Source organism: Promicromonospora thailandica (genome assembly GCF_024171955.1).
GTDB lineage: Bacteria > Actinomycetota > Actinomycetes > Actinomycetales > Cellulomonadaceae > Promicromonospora > Promicromonospora thailandica.
On record NZ_JAMTCS010000003.1, the window covers coordinates 365,776 to 390,354 of the forward strand.

General features: G+C 74.0%; 21 protein-coding genes. 17 read left to right on the top strand and 4 right to left on the bottom strand.

Features of this window, described 5'->3' with window-relative positions; genetic code table 11:
* The first annotated feature begins 22 nt into the window (after positions 1-22).
* From thpR to APR03_RS06975, 4 genes are all read left to right on the top strand, one after another.
* Complete coding sequence (gene thpR, locus APR03_RS06960) at positions 23-619, top strand: RNA 2',3'-cyclic phosphodiesterase (protein WP_253833972.1); 597 nt, start codon at positions 23-25, stop codon at positions 617-619.
* 309 nt (positions 620-928) lie between these two features.
* Positions 929-1,996, top strand: a complete 1,068-nt coding sequence (gene pheS, locus APR03_RS06965) for a phenylalanine--tRNA ligase subunit alpha (RefSeq protein ID WP_253833974.1) — start codon at positions 929-931, stop codon at positions 1,994-1,996.
* 1 nt (position 1,997) lies between these two features.
* Entirely contained in the window at positions 1,998-4,556 is a 2,559-nt protein-coding gene (gene pheT / locus APR03_RS06970) for a phenylalanine--tRNA ligase subunit beta (protein ID WP_253833976.1), read from the top strand.
* Positions 4,549-5,430 carry an SDR family NAD(P)-dependent oxidoreductase gene (locus APR03_RS06975; RefSeq protein ID WP_253833978.1) on the top strand — a complete coding sequence of 294 codons (882 nt, stop codon included), beginning with the start codon at positions 4,549-4,551 and terminating at the stop codon, positions 5,428-5,430. The genes pheT and APR03_RS06975 overlap by 8 nt, the downstream gene beginning before the upstream one ends.
* A gap of 197 nt (positions 5,431-5,627) precedes the next feature.
* On the opposite strand, the gene APR03_RS06980 is transcribed toward APR03_RS06975, so the two are convergent.
* Complete coding sequence (locus tag APR03_RS06980) at positions 5,628-6,896, bottom strand: GDSL-type esterase/lipase family protein (RefSeq protein WP_253833980.1); 1,269 nt, start codon at positions 6,894-6,896, stop codon at positions 5,628-5,630.
* Between the two features lie 190 nt (positions 6,897-7,086).
* Between APR03_RS06980 and APR03_RS06985 the strand changes: the two genes are divergently transcribed.
* Genes APR03_RS06985 through APR03_RS06995 form a run of 3 tightly spaced genes read left to right on the top strand, consistent with a single transcriptional unit; the run spans position 7,087 to position 11,361 of the window.
* A complete protein-coding gene (locus APR03_RS06985; protein WP_253833982.1) occupies positions 7,087-8,334 on the top strand; it encodes a hypothetical protein in 1,248 nt (415 codons plus the stop codon).
* A 46-nt stretch (positions 8,335-8,380) separates the two neighbouring features.
* Positions 8,381-10,300, top strand: a complete 1,920-nt coding sequence (locus APR03_RS06990) for a glycoside hydrolase family 15 protein (protein ID WP_253833984.1) — start codon at positions 8,381-8,383, stop codon at positions 10,298-10,300.
* The gene (locus APR03_RS06995) at positions 10,300-11,361 is read left to right on the top strand and encodes a glucose 1-dehydrogenase (protein WP_253833986.1); all 1,062 of its coding nucleotides are present in this window, start codon (positions 10,300-10,302) and stop codon (positions 11,359-11,361) included. Before APR03_RS06990 ends, APR03_RS06995 begins: the two co-directional genes overlap by 1 nt.
* 5 nt (positions 11,362-11,366) lie before the next feature.
* On the opposite strand, the gene APR03_RS07000 is transcribed toward APR03_RS06995, so the two are convergent.
* The 3 genes from APR03_RS07000 to APR03_RS07010 form a co-directional block, all read right to left on the bottom strand.
* Positions 11,367-12,125, bottom strand: a complete 759-nt coding sequence (locus tag APR03_RS07000) for a methyltransferase domain-containing protein (RefSeq protein WP_253833988.1) — start codon at positions 12,123-12,125, stop codon at positions 11,367-11,369.
* Positions 12,126-12,185: 60 nt separating this feature from the next.
* Positions 12,186-13,577: a family 43 glycosylhydrolase gene (locus tag APR03_RS07005; protein ID WP_253833990.1), complete on the bottom strand. Its 1,392-nt coding sequence runs from the start codon at positions 13,575-13,577 to the stop codon at positions 12,186-12,188.
* An 83-nt stretch (positions 13,578-13,660) separates the two neighbouring features.
* On the bottom strand, positions 13,661-14,644 hold the full coding sequence (locus APR03_RS07010; protein ID WP_253833992.1) for a quinone oxidoreductase family protein: 984 nt from the start codon (positions 14,642-14,644) through the stop codon (positions 13,661-13,663).
* 45 nt (positions 14,645-14,689) lie between these two features.
* Between APR03_RS07010 and APR03_RS07015 the strand changes: the two genes are divergently transcribed.
* The 10 genes from APR03_RS07015 to APR03_RS07060 all read left to right on the top strand — a co-directional run bounded on the left by APR03_RS07015 (position 14,690) and on the right by APR03_RS07060 (position 24,563).
* A complete protein-coding gene (locus APR03_RS07015; RefSeq protein WP_253833994.1) occupies positions 14,690-15,199 on the top strand; it encodes a GNAT family N-acetyltransferase in 510 nt (169 codons plus the stop codon).
* A 43-nt stretch (positions 15,200-15,242) separates the two neighbouring features.
* Positions 15,243-16,325 (top strand): N-acetyl-gamma-glutamyl-phosphate reductase, encoded by a 1,083-nt coding sequence (argC, locus tag APR03_RS07020; RefSeq protein ID WP_253833995.1) that lies wholly within the window; start codon positions 15,243-15,245, stop codon positions 16,323-16,325.
* Positions 16,322-17,503 (top strand): bifunctional glutamate N-acetyltransferase/amino-acid acetyltransferase ArgJ, encoded by a 1,182-nt coding sequence (gene argJ, locus APR03_RS07025; protein ID WP_253833997.1) that lies wholly within the window; start codon positions 16,322-16,324, stop codon positions 17,501-17,503. The genes argC and argJ overlap by 4 nt, the downstream gene beginning before the upstream one ends.
* Positions 17,500-18,423 carry an acetylglutamate kinase gene (gene argB, locus APR03_RS07030; RefSeq protein WP_253833999.1) on the top strand — a complete coding sequence of 308 codons (924 nt, stop codon included), beginning with the start codon at positions 17,500-17,502 and terminating at the stop codon, positions 18,421-18,423. Before argJ ends, argB begins: the two co-directional genes overlap by 4 nt.
* Entirely contained in the window at positions 18,420-19,712 is a 1,293-nt protein-coding gene (locus tag APR03_RS07035; RefSeq protein WP_253834001.1) for an acetylornithine transaminase, read from the top strand. Before argB ends, APR03_RS07035 begins: the two co-directional genes overlap by 4 nt.
* Positions 19,709-20,638 carry an ornithine carbamoyltransferase gene (gene argF / locus APR03_RS07040; protein WP_253834003.1) on the top strand — a complete coding sequence of 310 codons (930 nt, stop codon included), beginning with the start codon at positions 19,709-19,711 and terminating at the stop codon, positions 20,636-20,638. The genes APR03_RS07035 and argF overlap by 4 nt, the downstream gene beginning before the upstream one ends.
* The gene (locus APR03_RS07045) at positions 20,638-21,147 is read left to right on the top strand and encodes an arginine repressor (protein ID WP_253834005.1); all 510 of its coding nucleotides are present in this window, start codon (positions 20,638-20,640) and stop codon (positions 21,145-21,147) included. Before argF ends, APR03_RS07045 begins: the two co-directional genes overlap by 1 nt.
* 52 nt (positions 21,148-21,199) lie before the next feature.
* Positions 21,200-22,447, top strand: a complete 1,248-nt coding sequence (locus APR03_RS07050) for an argininosuccinate synthase (RefSeq protein ID WP_253834007.1) — start codon at positions 21,200-21,202, stop codon at positions 22,445-22,447.
* Positions 22,448-22,533: 86 nt separating this feature from the next.
* Positions 22,534-23,937 carry an argininosuccinate lyase gene (gene argH, locus APR03_RS07055; RefSeq protein WP_253834094.1) on the top strand — a complete coding sequence of 468 codons (1,404 nt, stop codon included), beginning with the start codon at positions 22,534-22,536 and terminating at the stop codon, positions 23,935-23,937.
* A 74-nt stretch (positions 23,938-24,011) separates the two neighbouring features.
* On the top strand, positions 24,012-24,563 hold the full coding sequence (locus APR03_RS07060) for a uridine kinase family protein (protein ID WP_253834009.1): 552 nt from the start codon (positions 24,012-24,014) through the stop codon (positions 24,561-24,563).
* The last annotated feature ends 16 nt before the right edge of the window (positions 24,564-24,579 follow it).

Sequence of the window (24,579 nt, forward strand, 5' to 3'; positions counted from 1 at the left end):
CGCTCGCGCCTAGGATCGTGCCGTGCGGTTGTTCACGGCGGTCGTCCCGCCCCCGAGCGTCCTTGACCACCTCGAGCTCGCGATCGACGGCGTACCCGCGTCGCCGCGCTGGGTGCCGCGGGAGAACCTGCACATCACGCTCGCGTTCTACGCCGACCTGCCCGAGGGGACGGTCCCTGAGCTGTGCGAGGAGCTCGCTGCCGTGGCGCGCAAGCACGGCCCGGTCGACCTGCGGCTGCGTGGTGCCGGGTCGTTCGGTGCCCGCGTCCTGTGGATCGGCGTCGACGGGCGGACGGACGCGCTGCGCGACCTGGCCGCCGACTGCCTGGCGGCCTCGCCCCGCGAGGTGCCCGACGACGTGAAGCCGCACCGTGCGCACGTCACCGTGGCCCGGGCACGCGCCGGCCAGGTGAAGCCGCCGCGCGGCCGGGACCGCTGGGGCAAGCGCGGCGGTGGCGAGCCGCGCTCCGCGCTGGAGCCCGCCGCGCAGGCGCTGTCCGTCTACGCGGGGCCGGCATGGACGGCGGACACCCTCGCGCTCGTCGAGTCGCGCCCCGGGGAGGGGCCGCAGGGCGGGCCGCTCTACGACGTCGTGGAGACCTGGTCGCTCGACGGCTGAGCCGTCGCCCACGCACCCGCTCTCCGCCGGCACGCCCGTAGAAAAAGTGTGCCAAGCACGGCGTCCCGTCCCCACCGATCCCGTTGCCCGGTTCCGTGGGCGCATGGAATGATGGCGGCATGCAGCCGTTGACCCGCCGATTTACGCAGCCCGCCATGGGCTGCGCGGCGACCGCTGCGCGCGGGCACTGATCTGCCCCTGTGGACAACGCGTCCTGAGCCCTGGCGGGCACCTAGACTTCAGATGCCGGTATGCGGGTCCCCGCGCAGGGGACCGGAGCCGGCTCCCGAATCCGCCAGGAAGGCAAGCATGTCCACGCCCGAAGAGAAGGCACCCATCGATCCGCTCGACGAGGCGGCGCTCGACGCCGCGGTCAAGGCCGCCCTCGACGACATCGCCCAGGCCGGCGACCTCGACGCGCTGAAGACCGTCCGCACCCAGCACACGGGGGACCGCAGCGCCCTCGCCCTCGCCAACCGGGGCATCGGTGCGCTGCCCGGCCCGGACAAGGCGAAGGCGGGCAAGCTCGTCGGACCGCGCCGCGGCCGGATCAACCAGGCGATCGCCGCGCGCCAGACCGAGCTCGAGGCCGAGCGCGACGCCCGGGTCCTGGTGGAAGAGACGGTCGACGTCACCCTGCCGGTCCAGCGCACGACGGCGGGTGCGCGCCACCCGATCGAGCTCGTCCAGGAGCGCATCGCCGACTTCTTCGTCGGGCTCGGCTGGGAGATCGCCGACGGCCCCGAGGTCGAGGCCGAGTGGTTCAACTTCGACGCGCTGAACTTCGGCCCGGACCACCCCGCGCGGCAGATGCAGGACACGTTCTACGTCGCGGGTGCCGACGGCGCCGAGTCGAACCTGGTCCTGCGCACCCACACGTCCCCGGTCCAGGCGCGCTCGCTCCTGGAGCGCGGCGTGCCTCTCTACGTCGCCGTGCCGGGCAAGACGTTCCGCACCGACGCGCTCGACCAGACGCACACGCCGGTCTTCCACCAGGTCGAGGGCCTCGCCGTCGACAAGGGGCTGACGATGGCCAACCTCGTGGGCACGCTCGACGCGTTCGCGCGCGCGATGTTCGGCCCCGAGGCCCGCACGCGCCTGCGCCCCGCGTTCTTCCCGTTCACCGAGCCGTCCGCCGAGATGGACCTGTGGTTCCCGCAGAAGAAGGGCGGGGCCGGCTGGATCGAGTGGGGCGGCTGCGGCATGGTCAACCCCAACGTGCTGCGCGCGGCGGGGATCGACCCGGAGGAGTACACGGGGTTCGCGTTCGGCATGGGCATCGAGCGCACGCTCATGCTGCGCCACTCGATCGCGGACATGCACGACATGGTGGAGGGCGACGTGCGCTTCTCCACCCAGTTCGGGACGGAGATCTGAAGTGCCCCTCATCGTGAAGGACTGGCTGGCCGACCACGTCGAGCTGCCCGCCGACCTCACCGCCGAGCAGCTGGCGGCCGATCTCGTGAAGGTCGGCCTGGAGGAAGAGGCGATCCACCCCGCGGCCGTGACCGGACCGCTGGTGGTCGGCCGCGTGCTGGAGCAGACGCCGGAGCCCCAGAAGAACGGCAAGACGATCAACTGGTGCCGGGTCGACGTCGGCCCGGAGCACAACGACGAGCAGGGCGCGCGCGGCATCGTGTGCGGCGCGCACAACTTCGGCGTCGGTGACCTCGTGGTGGTCGCCCTGCCCGGCACCGTGCTGCCCGGCCCGTTCCCGATCGCCGCGCGCAAGACGTACGGCCACGTGTCCGACGGCATGATCTGCTCGGTCCGTGAGCTCGGCATCGGCGAGGACCACGACGGGATCCTGGTCCTGACGCGCGCGGGGCACGACGCCGCCGATCTCACGCCGGGGCAGGACGCGATCGCGCTCCTCGGCCTGGGCGAGGAGGTCCTGGAGATCAACGTGACGCCGGACCGCGGCTACGCGTTCAGCTACCGCGGGGTGGCCCGCGAGTACGCGCACTCCACGGGCGCGAAGTTCACCGACCACGGTCTGCCCTCGGGTGCCGAGCCCGCGGCGACCGCGGACGGCTTCGAGGTGCGCGTCCAGGACGACGCACCGATCAACGGCGTGGCCGGGTGCGACCGGTTCGTGACGCGGATCGTGCGGGGCATCGACCCGTCCGCGCCCACGCCGGCGTGGATGAAGCACCGCCTCGAGGGTTCGGGCATGCGCTCGATCTCGCTGGCCGTGGACGTCACCAACTACGTGATGCTCGACCTGGGGCAGCCGCTGCACGCCTACGACCTCGCCAAGGTCGCTGGCCCGGTCGTCGTGCGCCGGGCCGCGGCGGGCGAGCGGCTCACGACGCTCGACGACGTGGACCGCGCGCTCGACACGGAGGACCTGCTCATCACCGACTCGCCCGACGGCCCGGGCAGCCGGGTGCTCGGCCTCGCCGGCGTGATGGGGGGCGCCTCCTCCGAGGTCAGCGACACCACCACGGACGTGCTCGTGGAGGCGGCGCACTTCGACCAGATCACCGTGGCGCGCACCTCGCGGCGGCACAAGCTCTCGAGCGAGGCCGCCAAGCGGTTCGAGCGCGGGGTCGACCCCCTGCTGCCGCCCGTCGCGGCGCAGCGCGTGGTCGACCTGCTCGTCGAGCTGGGCGGCGGCACCGCCGACCCGGCCGTGAGCGACCTCGACGAGACCGCGGGGGCGCTGCCCGGGCCCGTCGAGCTCAAGCTGTCGGAGCCCACGCGGCTCGCGGGCGTCGAGTACACGCCCGAGCAGGTGCGCGGCACGCTCGAGGAGATCGGCGCGACGGTCGAGCCGGCCCGCGAGGGCGTGCTCACCGTCACGCCGCCCACCTGGCGCCCGGACCTCACCGGACCGGCCGACCTGGTCGAGGAGGTCGTCCGCATCCAGGGCTACGACCAGGTGCCCTCGGTGCTCCCGTCCGCCCCGGGCGGCCGGGGCCTGACCGCCGAGCAGCGCACGCGCCGGTCGGTCGCGCGGGCGCTCGCAGAGTCGGGCTTCGTCGAGACGCTCAGCTACCCCTTCGTCGGCACGCCCGAGTACGACGCGCTCGGCCTCCCGGCCGATGACGAGCGGCGTGCGTCGCTGCGCCTGGTCAACCCCATGGCGGACGACAAGCCGCTGATGCGGTCGACCCTGCTCGTCACGCTGCTCGACACGGTGCGCCGCAACGTGTCGCGCGGGCTGACCGACCTCGCCGTGTACGAGGTCGGCCTGGTCACGCGGCCGGCTCCGGGCGCCCCCGCGGCGCCCACGCTGCCCGGCGGCGCACGACCCACCGACGAGCAGCTCGCCGCGCTCGACGCCGCTGTGCCGCACCAGCCGCGGCTGGTCGCCGGCGTGCTGACCGGCCGGCGTGAGCTCGCCGGCTGGTGGGGTGCGGGTCGCGCGGCCGGCTGGGAGGACGCCCTGGCGGCGGCGCGGCTGGTGACCGAGCGGGCCGGGGTCGAGGTCGTCGTCGTGCCGGACACGCAGCGGATGCCGTGGCACCCGGGCCGGTGTGCTCGGCTGGAGCTCGCCGACGGCACCGTCGTCGGCCACGCCGGCGAGCTGCACCCCAAGGTCGTCGAGACCCTCGGGCTGCCCGCTCGCGCCGCGGCGTTCGAGGTGGACCTGACCGTCCTGGTCGGGGCCGCCTCGGGTGAGCCCGTCGTGGCGACGCCGGTGTCGGCGTTCCCTGCCGCCAAGGAGGACTTCGCCTTCGTGGTCGACGGTGACGTGCCCGCCGAGGCGGTGCGGTCGGCGATCGTGACCGGCGCCGGTGACCTGCTGGAGGAGGTCGCGCTGTTCGACGTCTTCACCGGCGAGCAGGTGGGCGAGGGGCGCAAGTCCCTGGCGTACTCGCTCCGCCTGCGGGCCGCGGACCGGACCCTGTCCGCGCAGGAGGTTCGCGCGGTGCGGGACGCCGTCGTGGAGTCGGCGGCGCAGCGGGTCGGAGCGGTGCTCCGTGGCTGAGCCGAGCGGAGGGTCGCAGGTGGCGCCGGCGGGACAGGTCCCGCCGGCGCGCACCGCGCTGGTCACAGGCGCCTCACGTGGCATCGGCCGGGAGATCGCGCTGGGTCTCGCGCGGGCAGGGCTGGACGTCGCCCTGCTCGCGCGGGACGCGGAGCGCATCCGGTCCGTCGCCGAGGGCGTCCGGGCGCTCGGCGTGACCGCGGTCGAGCTGACCGCCGACGTCTCGGACGCGGCGGCCGTGAACGCCGCCGTGGCGCACGCCGAGGAGGTGCTCGGCTCGATCGACCTGCTCGTCAACAACGCGGGTGCGCTGGAGTCGGAGCACCCCCTGTGGGAGGCGGACCCCGACGAGTGGTGGTCGGTCTTCGAGACCAACGTGCGGGGGCCGTTCCTCTTCGACCGTGCGGTGGTGCCCGGCATGATCGCGCGCGGCGGCGGGCGGGTCGTCGACCTGGCCTCCGGGGCCAGCTCGCACGAGATGCGGGGCGGCAGCTCGGCGTACAACGCGAGCAAGACCGCCCTGCTGCGGCTCGGTGCCAACCTGCACGACGACGGGTTCCGGCACGGGCTGCGGGTCTTCGAGCTCGCGCCTGGCGTGGTGCGCACCGACATGTCGACCGGCATGACCCTGCACCAGGGCCGCACCGAGTGGACGTCGGTCGAGCGGGTCACCGACGTGGTGAACGCCATCGCGGCGGGCGAGCTCGACGCCTGCTCGGGCTGGTTCCTGCGGGTCTCCGACGACACGCCGGAGTCCCTGAAGGAGCGCGCCGCGCAGGTCGCCGCGGAGGGCACCCAGGCCACGGCCCGCCGCCTCCGCGTGCTCCCGGCGGGCAGCGACGACCCGCTGACGAGAGCCCTCACGACCCGCTGAGTACCCGCCTGGCCCCGCGCCCACCCCGCCCGGCCCCGCCCGGCGCCGCCCGGGGGCCGAGCCGCGCCCGCCCCCTTCTCTTCGAGACCGAGGTTGCTTCGCTTTGACAGGGCTCAAAGCGAAGCAACCTCGGTCTCGAAGGTGATCGGCGGCGGGTGAGGGGGCCAGCGGCGGGTGAGGGGGCCGGCGGCGGGCCGTCAGTGGGTCGAGAGCACCGCGCGCCGGAGGCGGTCCAGCGGCACCGACCGGGCGATCGCCGTCTGCCCCGCGATGTTGGCGTGCACGCCGTCCCCGGTGTCGTACTCGGGCCGGATCGAGTTGGCGTTCGCCGGGTCCCGCAGCACGGCGTCGAAGTCGAAGACACCGTCGCACGTGCCCGAGCAGTTGCCGCCGCCGCGCACGAACTGGTTGACGACGGCGCGGCGTGCGTTCTGCTCCGCCGTGTAGCCCGGCCGCGGCGTGATCGGCGTGACGAACACCTTGATCCCCGCCGCGCGCAGCCGGGCGAACGTGTCGCGGTACGCCGCCAGGATGGTCTCGGCGCTGCAGTTGTTGGCCAGGTCGTTGGTGCCGTAGTAGTAGATGACCGCCTTGACGTCGTGCAGGGCGAGCACGTCGCGGTCCAGCCGGGTGACGCCGTCGTTGCCGTCGCCCCCGCACGCCGGTGCCGCCGTCGTCCCGGAGATGCCCTCGTTGACCACGGAGATCTGGCGGTCGCCCGGCAGCTCGTCGACGACGCGCCGTGCGAGCGTGTCGGTCCAGCGCTGGAAGACGGCGGGCGGCGGGCAGCCGGGACCGCAGCTGTCTGCGCCCACGCCGTCGACCACGGAGCTGCCGTACGCCACCACGGTGCCGCCGACGCGGGGGCCGAGCACGTCCACGGCGCTGACCAGGTAGGTCCAGCCGTGCGTCTCGGGGAAGCCGCCGCCCGAGGTGTCGGTGGTCCGGTCGCCGCCGTTCGGCGTCGAGAAGTAGTTGGTGCGGCCGGCCAGGTCGTGCAGCATCATCCGGGTGGGGCCGGACAGGTAGAAGCTGACGGCGACGTCGGCCAGGTCGGACGTCGCGAGGGCGACCGGGTCGCTCCAGACCTGCCCGCCGGCCGGGATCGACACCCTGCGGGCGCCACCGAAGGTGACGCTGCGCAAGCTCTCCGGCCGGACGGCGGCACCCCCGGCGCTCAGGCCCGCCGTCGTGGCGTCCACCACCAGCGGCGCCGTACCGAACTGGTTCTGCAGCCGTAGGCGCAGCGCGGAGCCGCCCTGCGTCACCCGGGTCACGATACGGACCGACCGGTTCTGGAAGGTCTCCGGGCTCAGTCCGGAGGCGCGCTGCTGCGACTGCGCCCACGACGTCGACCACGTGTCGGCGCGTGGTGCGGACGCCCCCGCGGTGACGCCGCCGCTGACGACGACCCCCGCCGCCGTGACGACCGTGATCAGGGCACGTGCAAGGTCTCGGAACACCATCGGTCCACCCGCTTCGCTGCTCGGACTGCTCGGCACGGCGGACCGCCCGTGCGGCCCGCCAGAGGGGAACGTACGACCCGGGAAACGGACTGTCAACGCTGTCATCAGGAGAGAAGGTTTTTTGCTGGCACGCCCGGTGAGCCGTCCGTACGGTGGACGAGCAGCAGTCCCCTCGACCAAGGAGACCACCATGCGCAGTCGTCGTCCCGCACTCGTCGTCGCGACCCTGGGGGTGGTCGCCCTGCTGGCCACGGCGAACCCCGCCGCGGCGGGTCCCGCCGCAGGCCCGGACCCATCGGGCGACCGGCTCGCGGCGGCCGTCACCCCGCTCACCGCGAGCAACTTCCGCTACACCCTGTCGCACACGCCGTCGGCGCTGATCTCAGCTCTCGACGCGGCGCTGCCCAACGTGACCATGAGCGCCGTGGCCGACGACGCCAACCGCACCCCGAGCTGTCCCAGCGCCCCGTCGGTCACGCACCGCACGGCCTACTACTGCTGGAACGACGGCGACCGGGGCACGAGCGACTGGTACCCGCAGGGCATCACGACGAGCTCCGACGCGTACGGCGAGGGCACCTACGAGGGCAAGCGCCTCAACCTCGTGAGCTGGTACGACCACGCGGAGGACGGGATCGACAAGGGCGTCCGGATCAGCGTCTCGAACCTGTCGGCGAGCGCCTCGGCCCCGCCGTACCGGCACGTGCTGCTGGTGGAGCCGAGCGGCACGTCGAGCGCGCCGTCGTACAAGCCGGTGAACGTCCACGCGGGCGGCATCATGTGGTACGGCAACCTGCTGTACGTGGCGGACACGTCGGGCGGTTTCCGGGTGTTCGACCTGGACCACCTGTGGCGGGTCTCGACGGGGAGCGCGTCGAAGGTGGGTCGTCAGCCGGACGGTTCGTACCACGCGTTCGACTACAAGTACGTGCTGCCGCAGACGGCGAAGTTCGCCGACTCGACGGTGGGCGGGTACGCGCAGCTGCAGCACTCGTCGGTGTCGCTGGACCGGACGTCGTCGCCGGACTCGGTGGTGGTGAGCGAGTACCGCAGCAAGGACGACCTCGCGAAGGGCGCTCAGGTGCGCACCGTCCGGGTGCCGATCGACTACACGGACCGGTATCTCGAGCCGGCGTCGGACGGCGTGATCAAGGCGACGGAGGCGTACCGGACGGATCTGGAGAGCGTGCAGGGGTCGACGGCGATCGACGGGGAGTTCTTCTTCTCCCAGAGCGACGGGTCGGACCACTCGAACCCGACCTCGGACGGCGACCTGCACACGTTCCGTGCGCCGTCGGGGTCGCTCGTGCGGCACGGGGACGCGCTGACCGTGGGGGCGGAGGACCTGTCCTACGACCCGACCCGGGACTACCTGTGGTCGCTGGGGGAGTACCCCGGGTACCGCTGGGTGTACGCGGCGGACGCGTCGTCGTTCTGAGTGCGTCCCCTGGTGAGCGGCGTGCGCCGCACCTAGTCTGAGTGCGATGACGCGTCGCATCGAGGACTACGGGATCGTCGGGGACCTGCAGACCGCAGCGCTGGTCGGGCGCGACGGCGCGGTCGACTGGATGTGCCTGCCGCAGTTCGACTCGCCGGCGTGCTTCGCCGCCCTCCTCGGGGACGAGAGCCACGGTTCGTGGCGGCTCGGTCCCGCGGCGGGCGGGGAGTGCACGCGGCGCCGCTACCGGGACGGCACGCTGATCCTCGAGACGGAGTGGGACCTGCCCGAGGGGCAGGTGCGCGTGATCGACCTGATGCCGCCGCGCGGCGACCAGGCCGACCTGGTGCGTGTCGTCGAGGGGATCAGCGGGCGGGTGCCCATGACGACCGTGCTGCGGTTGCGGTTCGACTACGGGCACGTGGTGCCGTGGGTCACCGAGGAGGGCCGGGCGCTGCGCGCGGTGGCGGGCCCCGACTCGGTGCGCGTGGACGCGGGGGTGCCGCTGTCGCACGACGGCGTGGCGGAGGGCTCGGTGCTGCGCGCCGACTTCACCGTGGGGCCGGGGGAGCGGGTGCCGTTCGTGCTCACCTACCACGCGTCCCACCTGCCCACGAAGCCGCCGGTGGAGGCCGCGGTGGCGCTGCGGGACACGGAGGAGTTCTGGCACGCGTGGCTGGCGCGCTCGACCTACGACGGGCCGTGGGCGGACGCCGTCCACCGTTCGCTGATCACCCTCAAGGCGCTGACGTTCGCACCGACCGGTGCCATCGCGGCCGCGGCGACGACGTCGCTGCCGGAGCAGCTCGGCGGGTCGCGCAACTGGGACTACCGGTACTGCTGGCTGCGGGACGCGGCCTTCACGCTGCAGGCGCTGGTGGGCACCGGCTTCGTCGACGAGGCGCGGGCGTGGCGGGCCTGGCTCCTGCGCGCGGCGGCGGGCGACCCGGCCGACCTGCAGATCATGTACGGGCTGGACGGGCGGCGCCGCCTGCCGGAGTACACGCTGGACTGGCTGCCGGGCTTCGGGGGCTCCGCGCCGGTGCGTGTCGGCAACGGTGCGGTGGACCAGCTCCAGATCGACGTCTGGGGCGAGGTGCTGGACGCCCTGCACCTGGCGCGCGAGGCGGGGCTGGAGACGGACGCCGAGGCGTGGGAGCTGCAGAAGGCGCTGCTGGACCACCTCGAGAAGCACTGGGACGACCTCGACAACGGGCTGTGGGAGATCCGCGGACCGCGGCGCGCGTTCGTGCACTCGCGGGTCATGGCGTGGGCCGGCTTCGACCGGGCTGTGCGCGCGGTGGAGGACGGCGGCCTGGAGGGCGAGCCGGTCGAACGCTGGCGAGCCGTGCGCGACCGCATCCACGCCGACGTCTGCGCGAACGGGTACGACCCCGATCGGAACACGTTCACGCAGTTCTACGGTTCGCGCGGGGTGGACGCGGCGCTGCTGCTGATCGGGCAGGTCGGGTTCCTGCCGTGGGACGACCCGCGCGTGGTCGGCACCGTGGAGGCCGTGCAGCGCGAGCTGGGCCGCGACGGCCTGCTCCTGCGCTACCGCACGGACGCCGACGGCCGGGTGGACGGCCTGCCGGGCGACGAGTCGACGTTCCTGGTGTGCAGCTTCTGGCTGGTCGACGCCCTGCACGGCATCGGGCGCCCCGACGAGGCGGTCGCCCTCTACGAGCGCCTGGTGGGCCTGACCAACGACCTCGGGCTGCTCAGCGAGGAGTACGACCACCGCACGGGCGCGCACCTCGGCAACACGCCCCAGGCGTTTAGCCACCTCGGCCTGGTCAACAGCGCGCTGCGGCTCGGCCGCGGCGTGACGGTCCGCGACCGTGAGTCGGGCGTGCGGCCGCGTCCGGCCGCGGACGGCCCGAGCCCGGCCGGACCCCGGCCCACCGAGGTTCAGCCCGAGCCTCAGCCTGCCCGGCTTCAGCCCGTCGAGGAGGAGACCGCCTGATGCGCGCACTGACCCTGGTCCCGGGGCAGCCCGGGACGCTCGCCGTGACCGACGTGGACGAGCCCGAGCCGGGCCCGGGCGAGCTGCTGGTCGACGGCATCGCCGTCGGCGTCTGCGGCACCGACCGGGAGATCGCGGCGGGGGAGTACGGCTGGGCCCCGCCCGGCCGCGAGCGCCTGGTGCTGGGCCACGAGTCGCTGGGGCGGGTGCGCACCGCGCCGGAGGGTTCGGGCTTCGCGCCGGGCGACCTGGTGGCCGGCGTGGTGCGCCGGCCCGACCCCGAACCGTGCGGGGCGTGCGCCCGGGGCCAGTTCGACATGTGCCGCAACGGCCGGTACACCGAGCGGGGCATCAAGGCGCTGGACGGTTTCGCGGCGCAGCGGTGGACGGTGGAGGCGGACTACGCCGTGCGGCTGGACCCGTCGCTGGAGGACGTGGGCATGCTGCTGGAGCCGACCACCGTGGTGGCCAAGGCGTGGGAGCAGGTCCAGCTCGTGGGGGAGCGGGCGTGGTTCGAGCCGCGGGTGGCGCTCGTGACGGGCGCCGGCCCCATCGGTCTGCTGGCCGCGCTGCTCGGGGTGCGGCGCGGGCTGGAGGTGCACGTCCTGGACCGGGTGACCGACGGTCCGAAGCCGGGGCTGGTGGCCGACCTGGGCGCGGAGTACCACTCCCGGCCCGTGCCGGAGGTGGCCGAGGCCGTGCGTCCGGACATCGTGATCGAGGCGACCGGTGCCGGGCAGGTGGTGCTCGACGCGCTGTCGGCGACCGGGAGCTACGGGGTGACGTGCCTGACCGGCGTGACGTCGTCCGGCCGCAGGCTGGAGTTCGACGTCGGGGCCGCGAACCGCGGGATCGTGCTGGACAACGACGCCGTGATCGGTTCCGTGAACGCCAACCTGACACACTACCGGGCCGGCGCGCAGGCGCTCGCCGACGCCGACCTCGGCTGGCTCCGGCGGGTCGTGACCCGCCGGGTGCCGCTCGAGGACGCGCTGGAGGCGTTCGAGGACGGGTCCGGCGGCGGGCACGAGGTCAAGACGGTGATCGACCTGGAGCGGTAGCCCGGTCAGACCCGGGTCGCGACGGCGAAGACGCGGCGGAACGCGAGCGGGGTGCCGTAGGGGTGCTCGGGGTAGGCGGCGCGCAGCGCCGTGCCGAGCTCGTCCTCGAACCGGGCGCGCAGGGCCGGGTCGGCGGCCTCCAGCGCCTGGAGCGTGGGCTGGGCGCCCGTGGCCGAGATCCAGCGCAGCACCGGGTCCGGACCCCGCAGCACGTGCGTGTAGGTGGTCTCCCAGGTGTCCACGGTCCAGCCCGGGCGGGCCAGGGTCTCCAGGTACTCGGCGGGGTCGGCGGTGGCCCGCCGCTCGACCGGTCCGGCGACGTCGGCGTAGGGGGCGCGGGCGGCGACCTCGCGCAGCAGCAGGTGGCTGGGCGCGTCGTGGTTGCCGGGTACCTGGAAGGCGAACGTCCGCCGTGCCCGGTCGGCGAGCGCCGGCAGCAGGTCACGGTGGCCGGGTACCCACTGCAGGGCGGCGTTGCTGACGACGAGCTCGGCGGTGTGGTCGTCGGTGGTGAGGTCGCCCAGCACGTACTCGGTGCCGGGGTCGGTGGCGCGGGCCCGCTCGATCATGGCGGGGGAGGCGTCCACCCCGGTCACGCGGGTGTCGGGCCAGCGGGCGCGCAGCACGGCGGTGAGGTGGCCGGGGCCGCACCCGAGGTCGACGACGGTCGCGGGCGAGCCGGGCACGCGCGCGATCAGGTCGGTGAACGGGCGGGACCGCTCGTCGGTGTACTGCAGGTAGGCACCGGGGTTCCAGTCGGCCATCGCAACTCCTCGTCGTCGAGTATCTTGATGTCAAGATACACGACGACGAGGAGCCATGGGTCACGCGATCTCGATGTAGTCCACCTCGGCGAACGCCGTGCCCTTGCCGAGCCGGACGGTGTTCCAGCCGGCCCGGAGCGTGATGTCCTGCGACGCCTGCCGCCAGCTGTCCCAGCCGGTCACGGGGTAGCTGATCGAGCCGGCCGCGGAGCCGTTCACCGTGACGGTGTGCGAGGCGGTCTGGGCGGAGCCGTTCGCGTAGCCCACGTGCAGCGTGTAGCTGCCGCTGGTCGGCACGTAGATCGCGCCGACGTCGACCCAGCTGTCCGCGTGGTCGATGTAGGCGACGACCTTGCCGTCGGACGCGCCCGCCGCGTTCTCGCGCACCGAGCAGTTGTTCAGGCTGCCGCGCTCCGCCTCGTAGCGCACCCGGCTGCCGCGCACCACGGGGAGCTCGTTCGCCCAGCCGAGGTCGGCCACGTACATGCCCCGCCCGCCCGCGGGCCGGTGGCCGTGGAAGACGAGCTTGTCGCCGCCCGCGTCGCGCAGCACGTCGGCGCCGCCCGGCCCGCGGACGGCGCCGTCGAGCGACTGGGTGGTCATGAGGAACCGGAACGCCTTGGTGTAGGGGCCGGTGACCGAGCTCGCCACCGCGTAGCTCGTGCCGTAGCTGTCGGTCGAGTACGGCCCGGCCGAGTAGAACAGCACGTACTTCCCGTTCGCCTTCGTGATGACGGGCGCCTCGATGATGCCCGCCTCGTCGGCGCGGTCGTTGCGCAGCACCTGTGTGGGGCCGCCCTGGAACGTGATGCCGTCCGCCGCGACCCGCTGCACGTGGATCCACGTGGTGGCGCCGATGGCGTTGCCGTCGTTCTTCCAGACCAGGTACCGCGTGCCGTCGGTGTCGGTGAAGCTGGACGCGTCGATGGCGCCGCCGGCCTCCAGCGGGCACACGAGCGGCTCGCTGCCGACCGGCACGAACGGCCCGCCGGGGGAGTCGGCCAGCGCGGCGCCGATGCACTGGCGCCCGGACGCCGCGTGCCAGGCCGTGTAGTACAGCAGGTAGCGGCCGTCGGCGCGGCGCGAGACGTCCGGCGCCCACGTACGCCCCTCCTGGGCCCAGGCGCCGAGGGTCGGCAGCGCGTCCGTGGTCCGGTACGTCCACGGCCCGTCCGGGTCCGGCGCGGTGGCCCAGGGCAGGTTCTTGCCCTCGTTGGTCGCGTACGCGTAGTAGGTGTCGCCGAACTTCGACACGTCCGGGTCGGGGAAGTCGCGGTCGAGCACGAGGCTCGGGCGCACGGTGGCCTGGACGCCGACGCTGACGCCGGCGTCGTCGGAGCCGGCTTCGGGTCCGCTGGCGGGTACGGCCGCGGCCGAGCCGGCGGCCAGCACGCCGAGCACGAGCGTCGCGCCGGCCGCGGCCAGCAGGCGTGAGGAGCGAGGAAGTACCACGTTGAACCTCCGAGCACAGGGGAACGGGACGGGTGAATTGTCGCCATCCCCGCTGCCCCTGTAAACCCACCCGCCCGCACGGGTCAGGGGACCAGGAGCACCTTGCCCGTCGTGGCGCGAGCCTCCAGGGCCTCGTGGGCCGCGGCCGCGTCCGCCAGGGGGTAGGTGGCCCCGACCCGGACGTCCAGGTCGCCCGACACCGCCGCGCCCAGCACCTCCGAGGTGCGCCACTCGAGCTCCTCGCGGGTGAGCGCGTAGTGCGCGATCGTCGGCCGCGTGAGGTACAGCGACCCGGCCCGGTTGAGGCGCTGCGGGTCGAACGGCGGCACCGGGCCGGACGCCGCACCGAACAGCACGAGCGTGCCGCGCGGGCGCAGCGACGCCAGCGACGCCTCGAACGTGGTCCGCCCCACGCCGTCGTACACCACGTGCACCCCCTGCCCGTCGGTGAGCTCGCGCACCAGCGCCGGCAGCTCGGCCGTGAGGTCGTCCAGCGCGGCGTAGTCGATGGTGTGCGCGGCACCTGCCGCGGTGGAGAGCGCGGCCTTCTCGGGTGTCGAGACCGTCGTGATCACGCGTCCGCCGTGCGCCGCGGCGAGCTGCGTGGCCAGCAGGCCGACGCCGCCCGCGCCCGCCGTCAGCAGCATGTCGTGGCCCGGCGCCACCTCGAACGTCGAGCGCACCAGGTAGTGGGCCGTGATGCCCTGCAGCGGCAGGGCGGCGGCCACGGTCAGGTCCAGCCCGTCCGGCACGGGCACCACGCCGGCCGCGTCCACGGCCACGAGCTCGGCGTAGGAGCCCGGACCCTCGTGCCAGGCCACCCGGTCGCCGACGGCGAAGCCGGTCACGCCGTCGCCCAGCGCCTCCACGGTGCCGGCACCCTCCACGCCGACGACGTGCGGGTACGACATCGGGTACACGCCGGCGCGGCGGTAGGTGTCGATGAAGTTCACGCCGGCCGCGGCGACGCGGACCAGCAGCTGCCCCGGCCCCGGTGCCGGGTCGGGGATCTCGGTGTACGACAGGACCTCGGGGCCGCCCGCCTCACGGGCTACGACTGCGTGCATGGGCCGAGCCTAACCACGCGGACCGCGGCGGGTACGTTGAGGTGCGTGAGCCGAGACATCCGCCCCTTCGCCGAGTCCGACTGGCCCGCCGTCTGGCCGGTCATCGAGTCCGTGTGCCGCGCGGGCGAGACCTACGCCTACCCCACCGACATCGACGAGCCGACCGCCCGCGCGTACTGGATCGAGCCCCCGCCCGGCGCCACCGTGGTGCTCGAGGAGGACCGCGGGGAGGGCCCGGTGGTGCTCGGCACCGCCAAGATGGGCCCCAACCGGCCGGGCAACGGCGCCCACGTGGGCACGGCGTCGTTCATGGTGGCCGACGCCGCCCGCGGCCGCGGCGTGGGCCGCGCGCTGGGCGAGCACGTGATCGCCTGGCACCGGGAGCACGGCTACCGCGGCATCCAGTTCAACGCCGTGGTCCAGACCAACGCGGCGGCCGTGCACCTGTGGCGGTCGCTCGGGTTCCAGGTGGTCGGCACGGTGCCCGGCGCCTTCCGCTCGCCCGCGCACGGGTACACGGGGCTGCACGTGATGTACCTGCCGCTGGTCGACTGACCTCCGCTACCGGCGTGCTGCATATTTATGTATAGTACCGAATATGTCCAGCAGCCAGCTCGTCCGAGTCGCCGTCGCCGGTGCGTCCGGCTACGCCGGCGGGGAGGCGCTGCGCCTCCTGGCCGCCCACCCGTTCGTCGAGATCGGCGCGCTCACCGCGCACGCCAGCGCCGGGTCCAGCCTCGGCGAGGTCCAGCCGCACCTGCGCGGCCTGGCGCACCGCATCCTGGAGCCCACCACGCCGGAGACGCTCGCGGGGCACGAGGTCGTGCTGCTCGCCCTGCCGCACGGCGCCTCGGGCCAGGTGGCGGCGCAGCTCCCGGACGACGTGCTGGTCATCGACCTCGGCGCCGACCACCGCCTGGAGTCGGCGAGCGACTGGGAGCAGTTCTACGGCTCGACGCACGCGGGCACCTGGCCGTACGGGATGCCGGAGCTGATCCACGCCGAGGCGCCCGGCGCCGACCTGGCCACGGCGGCCCGCCAGCGCGACAAGCTGCCCGGCACGCGCCGCATCGCCGTGCCCGGCTGCAACGTCACGGCCGTCACCCTGGGCCTGCAGCCGGGCGTGGCCGCGGGCGTGGTCGAGGCCACCGACGTCGTCGCCGTGCTGGCCAACGGATACTCCGGCGCGGGCAAGGCGCTCAAGCCGCACCTGCTGGCGAGCGAGGCGCTCGGGTCCGCCCAGCCGTACGCCGTGGGCGGCACGCACCGGCACATCCCGGAGATCCGGCAGAACCTGCGGGCCGCCGGCGCGCCGGACGTGACCCTCAGCTTCACGCCCACGCTCGTGCCGATGTCCCGCGGCATCCTCGCCACGGCGACGGCCCCGCTGGCCCCGGGGGCCGACCCGGAGCAGGTCCGCGCCGCCTGGGAGGCTGCCTACGCCGACGAGCCGTTCGTGCACCTGCTGCCCGAGGGGCAGTGGCCGAGCACCGCGATGACGCTCGGCGCCAACATGGCCCTGGTCCAGGTGGCCGTCGACGCCGCCGCCCGCCGCGTGGTCACCGTGACGGCCATCGACAACCTGGTCAAGGGCACCGCGGGCGCCGCGGTGCAGTCCATGAACCTCGCCCTCGGCCTGCGGGAGACCGCCGGCCTCATCACCGAAGGAGTGGCCCCGTGACGGTGACCTCCCCGCAAGGGTTCCGGGCCGCCGGCGTCACCGCCGGCCTCAAGGCCTCGGGCACACCCGACCTGGCGCTCGTGGTCAACGACGGCCCCGAGCACACCGCCGCCGCGGTGTTCACGAGCAACCGCGTCGTGGGCGCGCCCGTGCTCTGGTCGCGGCAGGCCGTCAAGGACGGCGTCGCGCGCGCCGTCGTGCTCAACTCGGGCGGCGCCAACGTGTGCACGGGCCCGGGCGGGTTCCAGGACGCGCACGCCACCGCCGAGAAGGTCGCCGGCGAGCTCGGCATCGGCGCCATCGACGTGCTCGTCGCCTCGACGGGCCTCATCGGCGTGCGGCTCGCGGCGGACAAGCTCCTCGCGGGCGTGCCCGTCGCGGTCGGCGCGCTCGCGGCCGACGACGCGGCCGGCACGGCCGCCGCCACCGCGATCATGACCACCGACACCGTGCCCAAGACGGCGGTGCGCACCGTCGAGACTCCCGCGGGCACCTTCACCGTGGGCGGCATGGCCAAGGGCGCGGGCATGCTCGCGCCCGCGCTGGCGACGATGCTGTGCGTGGTGACCACGGACGCCGTCGTGGCCGCCGACGACGCCGACGCCGCGCTGCGCTCCGCCACGCGCGTCACGTTCGACCGCGTCGACTCCGACGGCGCCATGTCCACCTCGGACACCGTGGTGCTCATGGCCTCGGGCGCCTCCGGCGTCGCGCCGGGCCTGGACGCGCTCACCGCCGCCGTCACGGAGATCTGCGCCGACCTCGCCCGCCAGCTCGTGGCCGACGCCGAGGGCGCGTCCCACGACATCGCGATCACCGTCACGAACGCGACCACCGAGGACGCCGCGCTGGCCGTCGCCCGCGCCGTGAGCCGGTCCAACCTGGTCAAGGCCGCCGTCTTCGGCAACGACCCCAACTGGGGCCGCATCCTGTCGCAGGTGGGCACCGTCCCGGAGGACGTGGCCCCCTACGACCCCGCCGAGCTCGACGTGAGCGTCAACGGCGTCATGGTCTGCAAGGCGGGCGGCGCGCACGAGCCGCCGGAGAAGGTGGACATGGCGGCCTCCCGCGACGTCACCTTCACCATCGACCTGCACGCGGGCGACGCCGAGGTGACCCTCTGGACCAACGACCTCACGCACGACTACGTCCACGAGAACAGCGCGTACAGCACATGAGCAGCGACATCGTGAACGGGCTGCGGCCCGACCAGAAGGCCGAGGTGCTCATCGAGGCCCTGCCCTGGCTGCAGGAGTTCTCCGGCGCCCTCGTCGTGGTCAAGTACGGCGGCAACGCCATGGTCGACGACACGCTCAAGGCCGCCTTCGCCCAGGACATGGTGTTCCTGCGGCAGGTGGGCCTGCGGCCCGTCGTCGTGCACGGCGGCGGACCGCAGATCAACGCCATGCTCGACCGGCTCGGCATCGCCTCGGAGTTCAAGGGCGGCCTGCGCGTCACCACGCCCGAGGCCATGGACGTGGTCCGCATGGTGCTCACCGGCCAGGTCAGCCGCGAGCTGGTCGGCCTGATCAACGCGCACGGCCCCGTCGCCGTCGGCCTGTCCGGGGAGGACGGCGGCCTCCTGGGCGCCGAGCGCCGCCACGCGATGGTCCAGGGCGAGCCCGTCGATGTCGGCCTCGTGGGCGACGTCGTCCAGGTGGACCCGCGCGCCGTCGAGGACCTGCTGGAGGCCGGGCGCATCCCCGTCGTCTCCACGATCGCACCCGACAAGGACGACCCCACGCAGGTGCTCAACGTCAACGCGGACACCGCGGCCTCGGCGCTCGCGGTGGCCCTGGGCGCCAAGAAGCTCATCGTCCTCACCGACGTCGAGGGTCTCTACACCGCGTGGCCCGACAAGGGCTCCCTGGTGCAGCGCATCACCGCGCCCGAGCTCTCGGCGCTCCTGCCCAGCCTGGAGGCCGGGATGGTGCCCAAGATGGAGGCGTGCCTGCGGGCCGTGGAGGGCGGCGTGCCCGCGGCCACGGTCATCGACGGGCGGCAGCCGCACAGCGTGCTGCTGGAGGTCTTCACCACGCAGGGCAACGGCACGATGGTGGTCCCGGCGACGCCGGGCCGGGAAGGTGGCACGGCATGAGCACCCTGGTCCCCGCCGAGGGCGCGGAGCTGTCCGCGGACGGCTCGGTCGCCGCCTGGACCGAGCGCTACACGGGCGCCGTCATGGACACGTTCGGTCCGCCGCAGCGCGTGCTGGTGCGCGGCGAGGGCGCGTACGTGTGGGACGCCGACGGCAAGCGCTACCTCGACCTGCTCGCGGGCATCGCGGTGAACGCGCTGGGCCACGCGCACCCCACGCTGACCGCCGCGATCAGCGCCCAGCTCGGCACGCTGGGGCACGTCTCCAACTTCTTCGGCACGCCCGCGCAGATCGCCCTGGCCGAGGCGCTGCTGCGCGTCGCCGAGGCGCCCGACGGCTCGCGCGTGTTCTTCACCAACTCCGGCACGGAGGCGGTCGAGGCGGCGTTCAAGATGACGCGGCGCGTGGCGGCGTCGTCCGGGGTGGGCACGCGCACGCGCGTGCTCGCGCTGGAGGGCGCGTTCCACGGCCGGTCCATGGGCGCGCTCGCGCTGACCGCCAAGCAGGCCTACCGGGAGCCGTTCGAGCCGCTGCCCGGCGGCGTCGAGCACCTGCCGTTCGGCGACCTGGCCGCCCTGGAGGCCGCCTTCACGCCCCGGTCGGTCGCCGAGCACGGCGAGGTCGCGGCGCTGGTGGTCGAGCCCGTACAGGGCGAGGCGGGCGTGCGGCCCCTGCCGCCCGGCTACCTCGCCGCGGCCCGGCGCCTGACCGCGGCGCACGGCGCGCTCCTGGTCCTGGACGAGGTGCAGACGGGCGTGGGCCGGTGCGGGTCCTGGTTCGCCTACCAGCAGCCCGAGATCGGCGGCGGCATCGTGCCCGACGTCGTCACCGTCGCCAAGGGCCTCGGCGGCGGGTTCCCCGTCGGTGCGGTGATCGCATACGGCGACGCCGCGCGCCTGCTCGGCCGCGGCCAGCACGGCAGCACGTTCGGCGGCAACCCGGTGGCCGCGGCCGCGGCGCTCGCCACGCTCGGCGTGATCGAGCGCGACGGCCTGCTGACCAACGTGCGCGAGGTCGGGTCGCTGCTGCGCCAGGAGATCGAGATGTGCGGCAGCCCCCTGGTCAAGGAGGTCCGCGGCCGCGGGCTGCTCCTGGCCGTCGTGCTGAACGAACCGGTCGCGCCCCGGGTTGCGACGGCCGCGCTGGAGGCCGGTCTCGTCGTCAACGCCGTGGCGCCCGACGCGATCCGGCTCGCGCCACCCCTGATCCTGACCGCGGAGCAGGCCACCGAGGCAGCCCGCTTCTTCGCGGCCCTCGACCCCGCACAGCTCACGGAGGACCCCGCATGACCCGCCACTTCCTGCGCGACGACGACCTGACGCCCGCCGAGCAGAAGGCCGTCCTGGAGCTCGGCCTCGCGCTGCGCGCCGACCGGTTCGCCCGCCGCCCCCTGGAGGGCCCGCGCGCCGTCGCGTTCATCACCGACAAGCCGACGCTGCGCACGCAGGTGTCGTTCGCGGCCGGCATCGCCGAGCTCGGCGGATTCCCCCTGGTCGTGGACGGCACGCTGGCGCAGATCGGCGTGCGGGAGTCGATCGCCGACACCACGCGGGTGCTCGACCGGCAGGTGTCGGCCATCGCGTGGCGCACGTACGGGCAGGAGCGCCTCGAGGAGATGGCCGCGGCCTCCCGCGTGCCGGTGGTCAACGCGCTCACCGACCAGTTCCACCCGTGCCAGATCCTCGCCGACCTGCTCACGGTCGCGCAGCACCGCGGCCTGGAGACGCTGCCCGGCACCACGTTCGCCTACGTGGGCGACGCCGCCAACAACATGGGCAGCTCCTACCTGCTCGGCGGCGCCACCGCCGGCCTGCACGTGCGGGTCGCGGGACCGGACGGCTACCTGCCCGACGGCGACGTGGTCGCCCGGGCGCGCGAGATCGCCGGCGACACGGGCGGCTCGGTGACCGTGACGACGTCGGCCAAGGAGGCGGTGGCGGACGCCGCCGTCGTGGCCACCGACACCTGGGTGTCGATGGGCGACGAGGCGGAGGCCGCCGAGCGCGCCGAGCCGTTCCGCGACTACCAGCTGAACGCCGAGCTGCTCGCGGGCGCCGCGCCCGACGCCCTCGTGCTGCACTGCCTGCCCGCCTACCGCGGCAAGGAGATCACCGCCGACGTCATCGACGGGCCGCAGAGCGTGGTGTGGGACGAGGCCGAGAACCGGCTGCACGCGCAGAAGGCCCTGCTGACCTGGCTCCTGGAGCAGGGCTGATGGTCACCAAGCAGACCGCGACCACCGCGACCACCAAGGCGGCCCGGCACGCCCGGATCACCGCGATCCTGACGCGCAACGCCATCCACTCCCAGGCGGAGCTCGCCGACGCCCTGGCCGCGGACGGCGTGAGCGTCACCCAGGGCACGCTGTCGCGCGACCTGATCGAGCTGCAGGCCGAGAAGGTGCGCGGCTCGGACGGCTCGCTCGTCTACGCCGTGCCGGGGGAGGGCGGCGACCGCAGCGCGCAGTCCGACGCGAGCGAGGAGTACCTGTCCGCGCGGCTCGCGCGGCTCGCCAAGGAGCTGCTGGTCTCGGCCGAGTCGTCGGGCAACCTCGTGGTGCTGCGCACCCCGCCGGGCGCGGCGAACCTGCTCGCCTCGGCCATCGACCACTCCGTGTTCCCCGGCATGCTCGGCACCATCGCGGGGGACGACACCATCCTCGTCATCGCGCGCGACGCCGACGGATCGGCGCTCGCCGAGCGCTTCCTCGCGCTCAGCGCCTGAAGACCCACCACAATCGCACCTGAACACCACCACCGGAAAGAGAACGTCAATCATGACTGAACGCGTCGTGCTCGCCTACTCGGGCGGCCTGGACACCTCCGTCGCCATCGGCTGGATCGCCGAGGCCACCGGGGCCGAGGTGGTCGCGGTGGCCGTCGACGTCGGCCAGGGCGGCGAGGACATGAACGTCATCCGCCAGCGCGCGCTCGACTGCGGCGCCGTCGAGGCGTACATCGCCGACGCGCGCGACGAGTTCGCGGCCGAGTACTGCATGCCGGCCCTGCGGGCCAACGGCATGTACCTCGACCGCTACCCGCTGGTCTCGGCCATCTCGCGCCCCGTCATCGTCAAGCACCTGGTGCGCGCGGCCCGCCAGTTCGGCGCCTCCACCGTGGCGCACGGTTGCACCGGCAAGGGCAACGACCAGGTGCGGTTCGAGGTGGCCACCACGTCGCTCGCGCCCGACCTGAAGTCCATCGCGCCGGTGCGCGACCTGGCCCTGACCCGCGAGAAGGCGATCGACTACGCCGAGCGGAACAGCCTGCCGATCGCCACGACCAAGAAGAACCCGTTCTCGATCGACCAGAACGTCTGGGGCCGCGCCGTGGAGACCGGCTTCCTCGAGGACATCTGGAACGAGCCCACCAAGGACGTCTACTCCTACACGGACGACCCGACGTTCCCGCCCGTGGCCGACGAGGTGATCCTCACGTTCGAGCAGGGCATCCCCGTCGCGATCGACGGCGTGCCCGTCACGCCGCTGCAGGCCATCCAGGAGATGAACCGCCGCGCCGGCGCCCAGGGCATCGGCCGCATCGACATCGTCGAGGACCGCCTGGTGGGCATCAAGTCCCGCGAGATCTACGAGGCGCCCGGTGCCATCGCGCTGATCACGGCGCACCAGGAGCTGGAGAACGTCACGCTCGAGCGCGAGCAGGCCCGGTTCAAGCGCCAGGTGGAGCAGCGCTGGAGCGAGCTGGTGTACGACGGCATGTGGTTCTCCCCGCTGAAGAAGTCGCTGGACGTCTTCGTGGACGACACCCAGAAGTACGTCTCCGGCGAGATCCGCATGGTGCTGCACGGCGGCCGGGCCACCGTGACCGGGCGCCGCTCGGAGCAGTCCCTGTACGACTTCAACCTCGCCACCTACGACGAGGGCGATGCGTTCGACCAGTCGCAGGCCCGCGGCTTCATCGAGATCTACGGCCTGACCGCCAAGCTCGCCGCCGCGCGCGACGAGAAGTTCGGCAACGGCGTGGACCTGGGCACCGCGGCGAACCTCACGGCGGGCGCGCTGTGAGCGAGCAGGCCGGCGGGCAGGACAGCAAGGACGTCGCCGCTCGCGCGACGGGCGCGGCGCAGGCGCCGTCCGGCGAGAAGGTCGCCCTGTGGGGCGGCCGGTTCGCCGGCGGCCCCTCGCCGGAGCTCGCGGCGCTGTCGCAGTCGACCCACTTCGACTGGCGGCTCGCGCCGTACGACATCGCCGGGTCCAAGGCCCACGCCCGCGTGCTGGCGGCCGCCGGCCTGCTCACCGAGCCGGAGCTCGCGCGCATGATCGATGCGCTGGAGGTGCTGGAGCAGGACGTCGCCTCGGGCGCCTTCCTCCCGGTGCTCGACGACGAGGACGTGCACACCGCGCTGGAGCGCGGCCTGCTGGAGCGCGCGGGGGAGGAGCTGGGCGGCAAGCTGCGCGCCGGCCGGTCCCGCAACGACCAGATCGCCACGCTCGTGCGTCTCTACCTGCGCGACCAGGCCCGCACCATCGGCACCCAGGTGCTCGACCTGGTGGACGAGCTGATCGCGCAGGCCGTCGCCGCGGGCGAGGCCCCGATGCCCGGGCGCACCCACCTGCAGCACGCCCAGCCCGTGCTGCTGGCGCACCACCTGCTGGCCCACGCGTGGCCCCTGCTGCGCGACGTGGACCGGTTCCTCGACTGGGACGTGCGCGCCTCGAGGTCGCCCTACGGGTCGGGCGCGCTCGCGGGGTCGTCGCTCGGCCTGGACCCGGCGGCCGTGGCCGCCGACCTGGGCCTGGAGGGCGGGCCGGTCGAGAACTCGATCGACGGCACGGCCTCGCGCGACGTGGCCGCGGAGTTCGCGTTCGTGGCCGCGATGATCGCGGTGGACCTGTCCCGGATCGCGGAGGAGATCATCCTCTGGAACACGAAGGAGTTCGGGTTCGTCCGGCTGGACGACGCCTACTCGACGGGCTCCTCGATCATGCCGCAGAAGAAGAACCCGGACATCGCCGAGCTCGCGCGCGGCAAGGCGGGGCGCGTGATCGGCGACCTCACCGGCCTGCTCGCCACGCTCAAGGGCCTCCCGCTCGCGTACAACCGCGACCTGCAGGAGGACAAGGAACCCGTGTTCGACCAGGTGGCGACCCTGACGGTGCTGCTGCCGGCCTTCACGGGCATGGTCCGCACCATGGTGTTCGACACCGACCGCATGGCCGAGCTCGCACCGCAGGGCTTCTCGCTCGCGACCGACATCGCCGAGTGGCTGGTCAGGCAGGGCGTGCCGTTCCGGGTGGCGCACGAGGTGGCGGGCTCCTGCGTGCAGGTGTGCGAGGCCCGCGGCATCGAGCTGTGGGACCTGTCCGACGAGGACCTCGCCGCGATCTCCGCGCACCTCACGCCGGAGGTCCGCACGGTGCTGTCGGTCGAGGGCTCGCTCGCGTCCCGCGACGGTGTCGGCGGCACTGCCCCGGCGCGGGTGCGGGAGCAGATCGAGGCCGCCAAGGAGCGCGCCACCGAGTACCGGTTCTGGGCCCAGCCGAGCGAGGTCTGACCACCCAGCGATCGTGCCCGGATCTCGCGCGGATTCCGGGCACAATCACTGGGTGGGCCGATGAGGGGAGCGGTATGACCGTCACGCCAGGGGTGCTGGGCGAGGTGCTGGCCCGGATCCGCTCCGCCGACGCGCGCCTGGTGTGCGTCGACGGGCCGGCCGGGTCCGGCAAGACGACGCTCGCCGCGCAGCTCGGCGACGCGCTGGAGGCGCCCGTGGTCCACATGGACGACCTCTACGAGGGCTGGGCGGCGGGCCCCGACGGCGGTGCCGCGAACCTGCGCCGCTGGGTGCTGGACCCGCTGGCCGCGGGGGAGCAGGTGCGGTACCGCCGCTACGACTGGGTCGCGGGTGCGTGGGCCGAGTGGCACGACGTGCCGCCGTCGGCCCACCTCGTGGTCGAGGGCTGCGGCGCGGCCGCACGCCAGGTGGACGCGCTGGGCGCCTTCCGCGTCTGGGTCGAGGCGGACGACGCCGAGCGGCTGCGCCGCGGCCTGGAGCGGGACGGCGCCGCGGCCCGCGAGCACTGGCTGCGCTGGATGGCCGACGAGGCCGAGCACTACGCCCGCGAGCGCACCCGCGCCCGCGCCGACCTCCACCTGGACGGCCACGGCGCCCTCACCTGACGGCGGACCTCTGCGG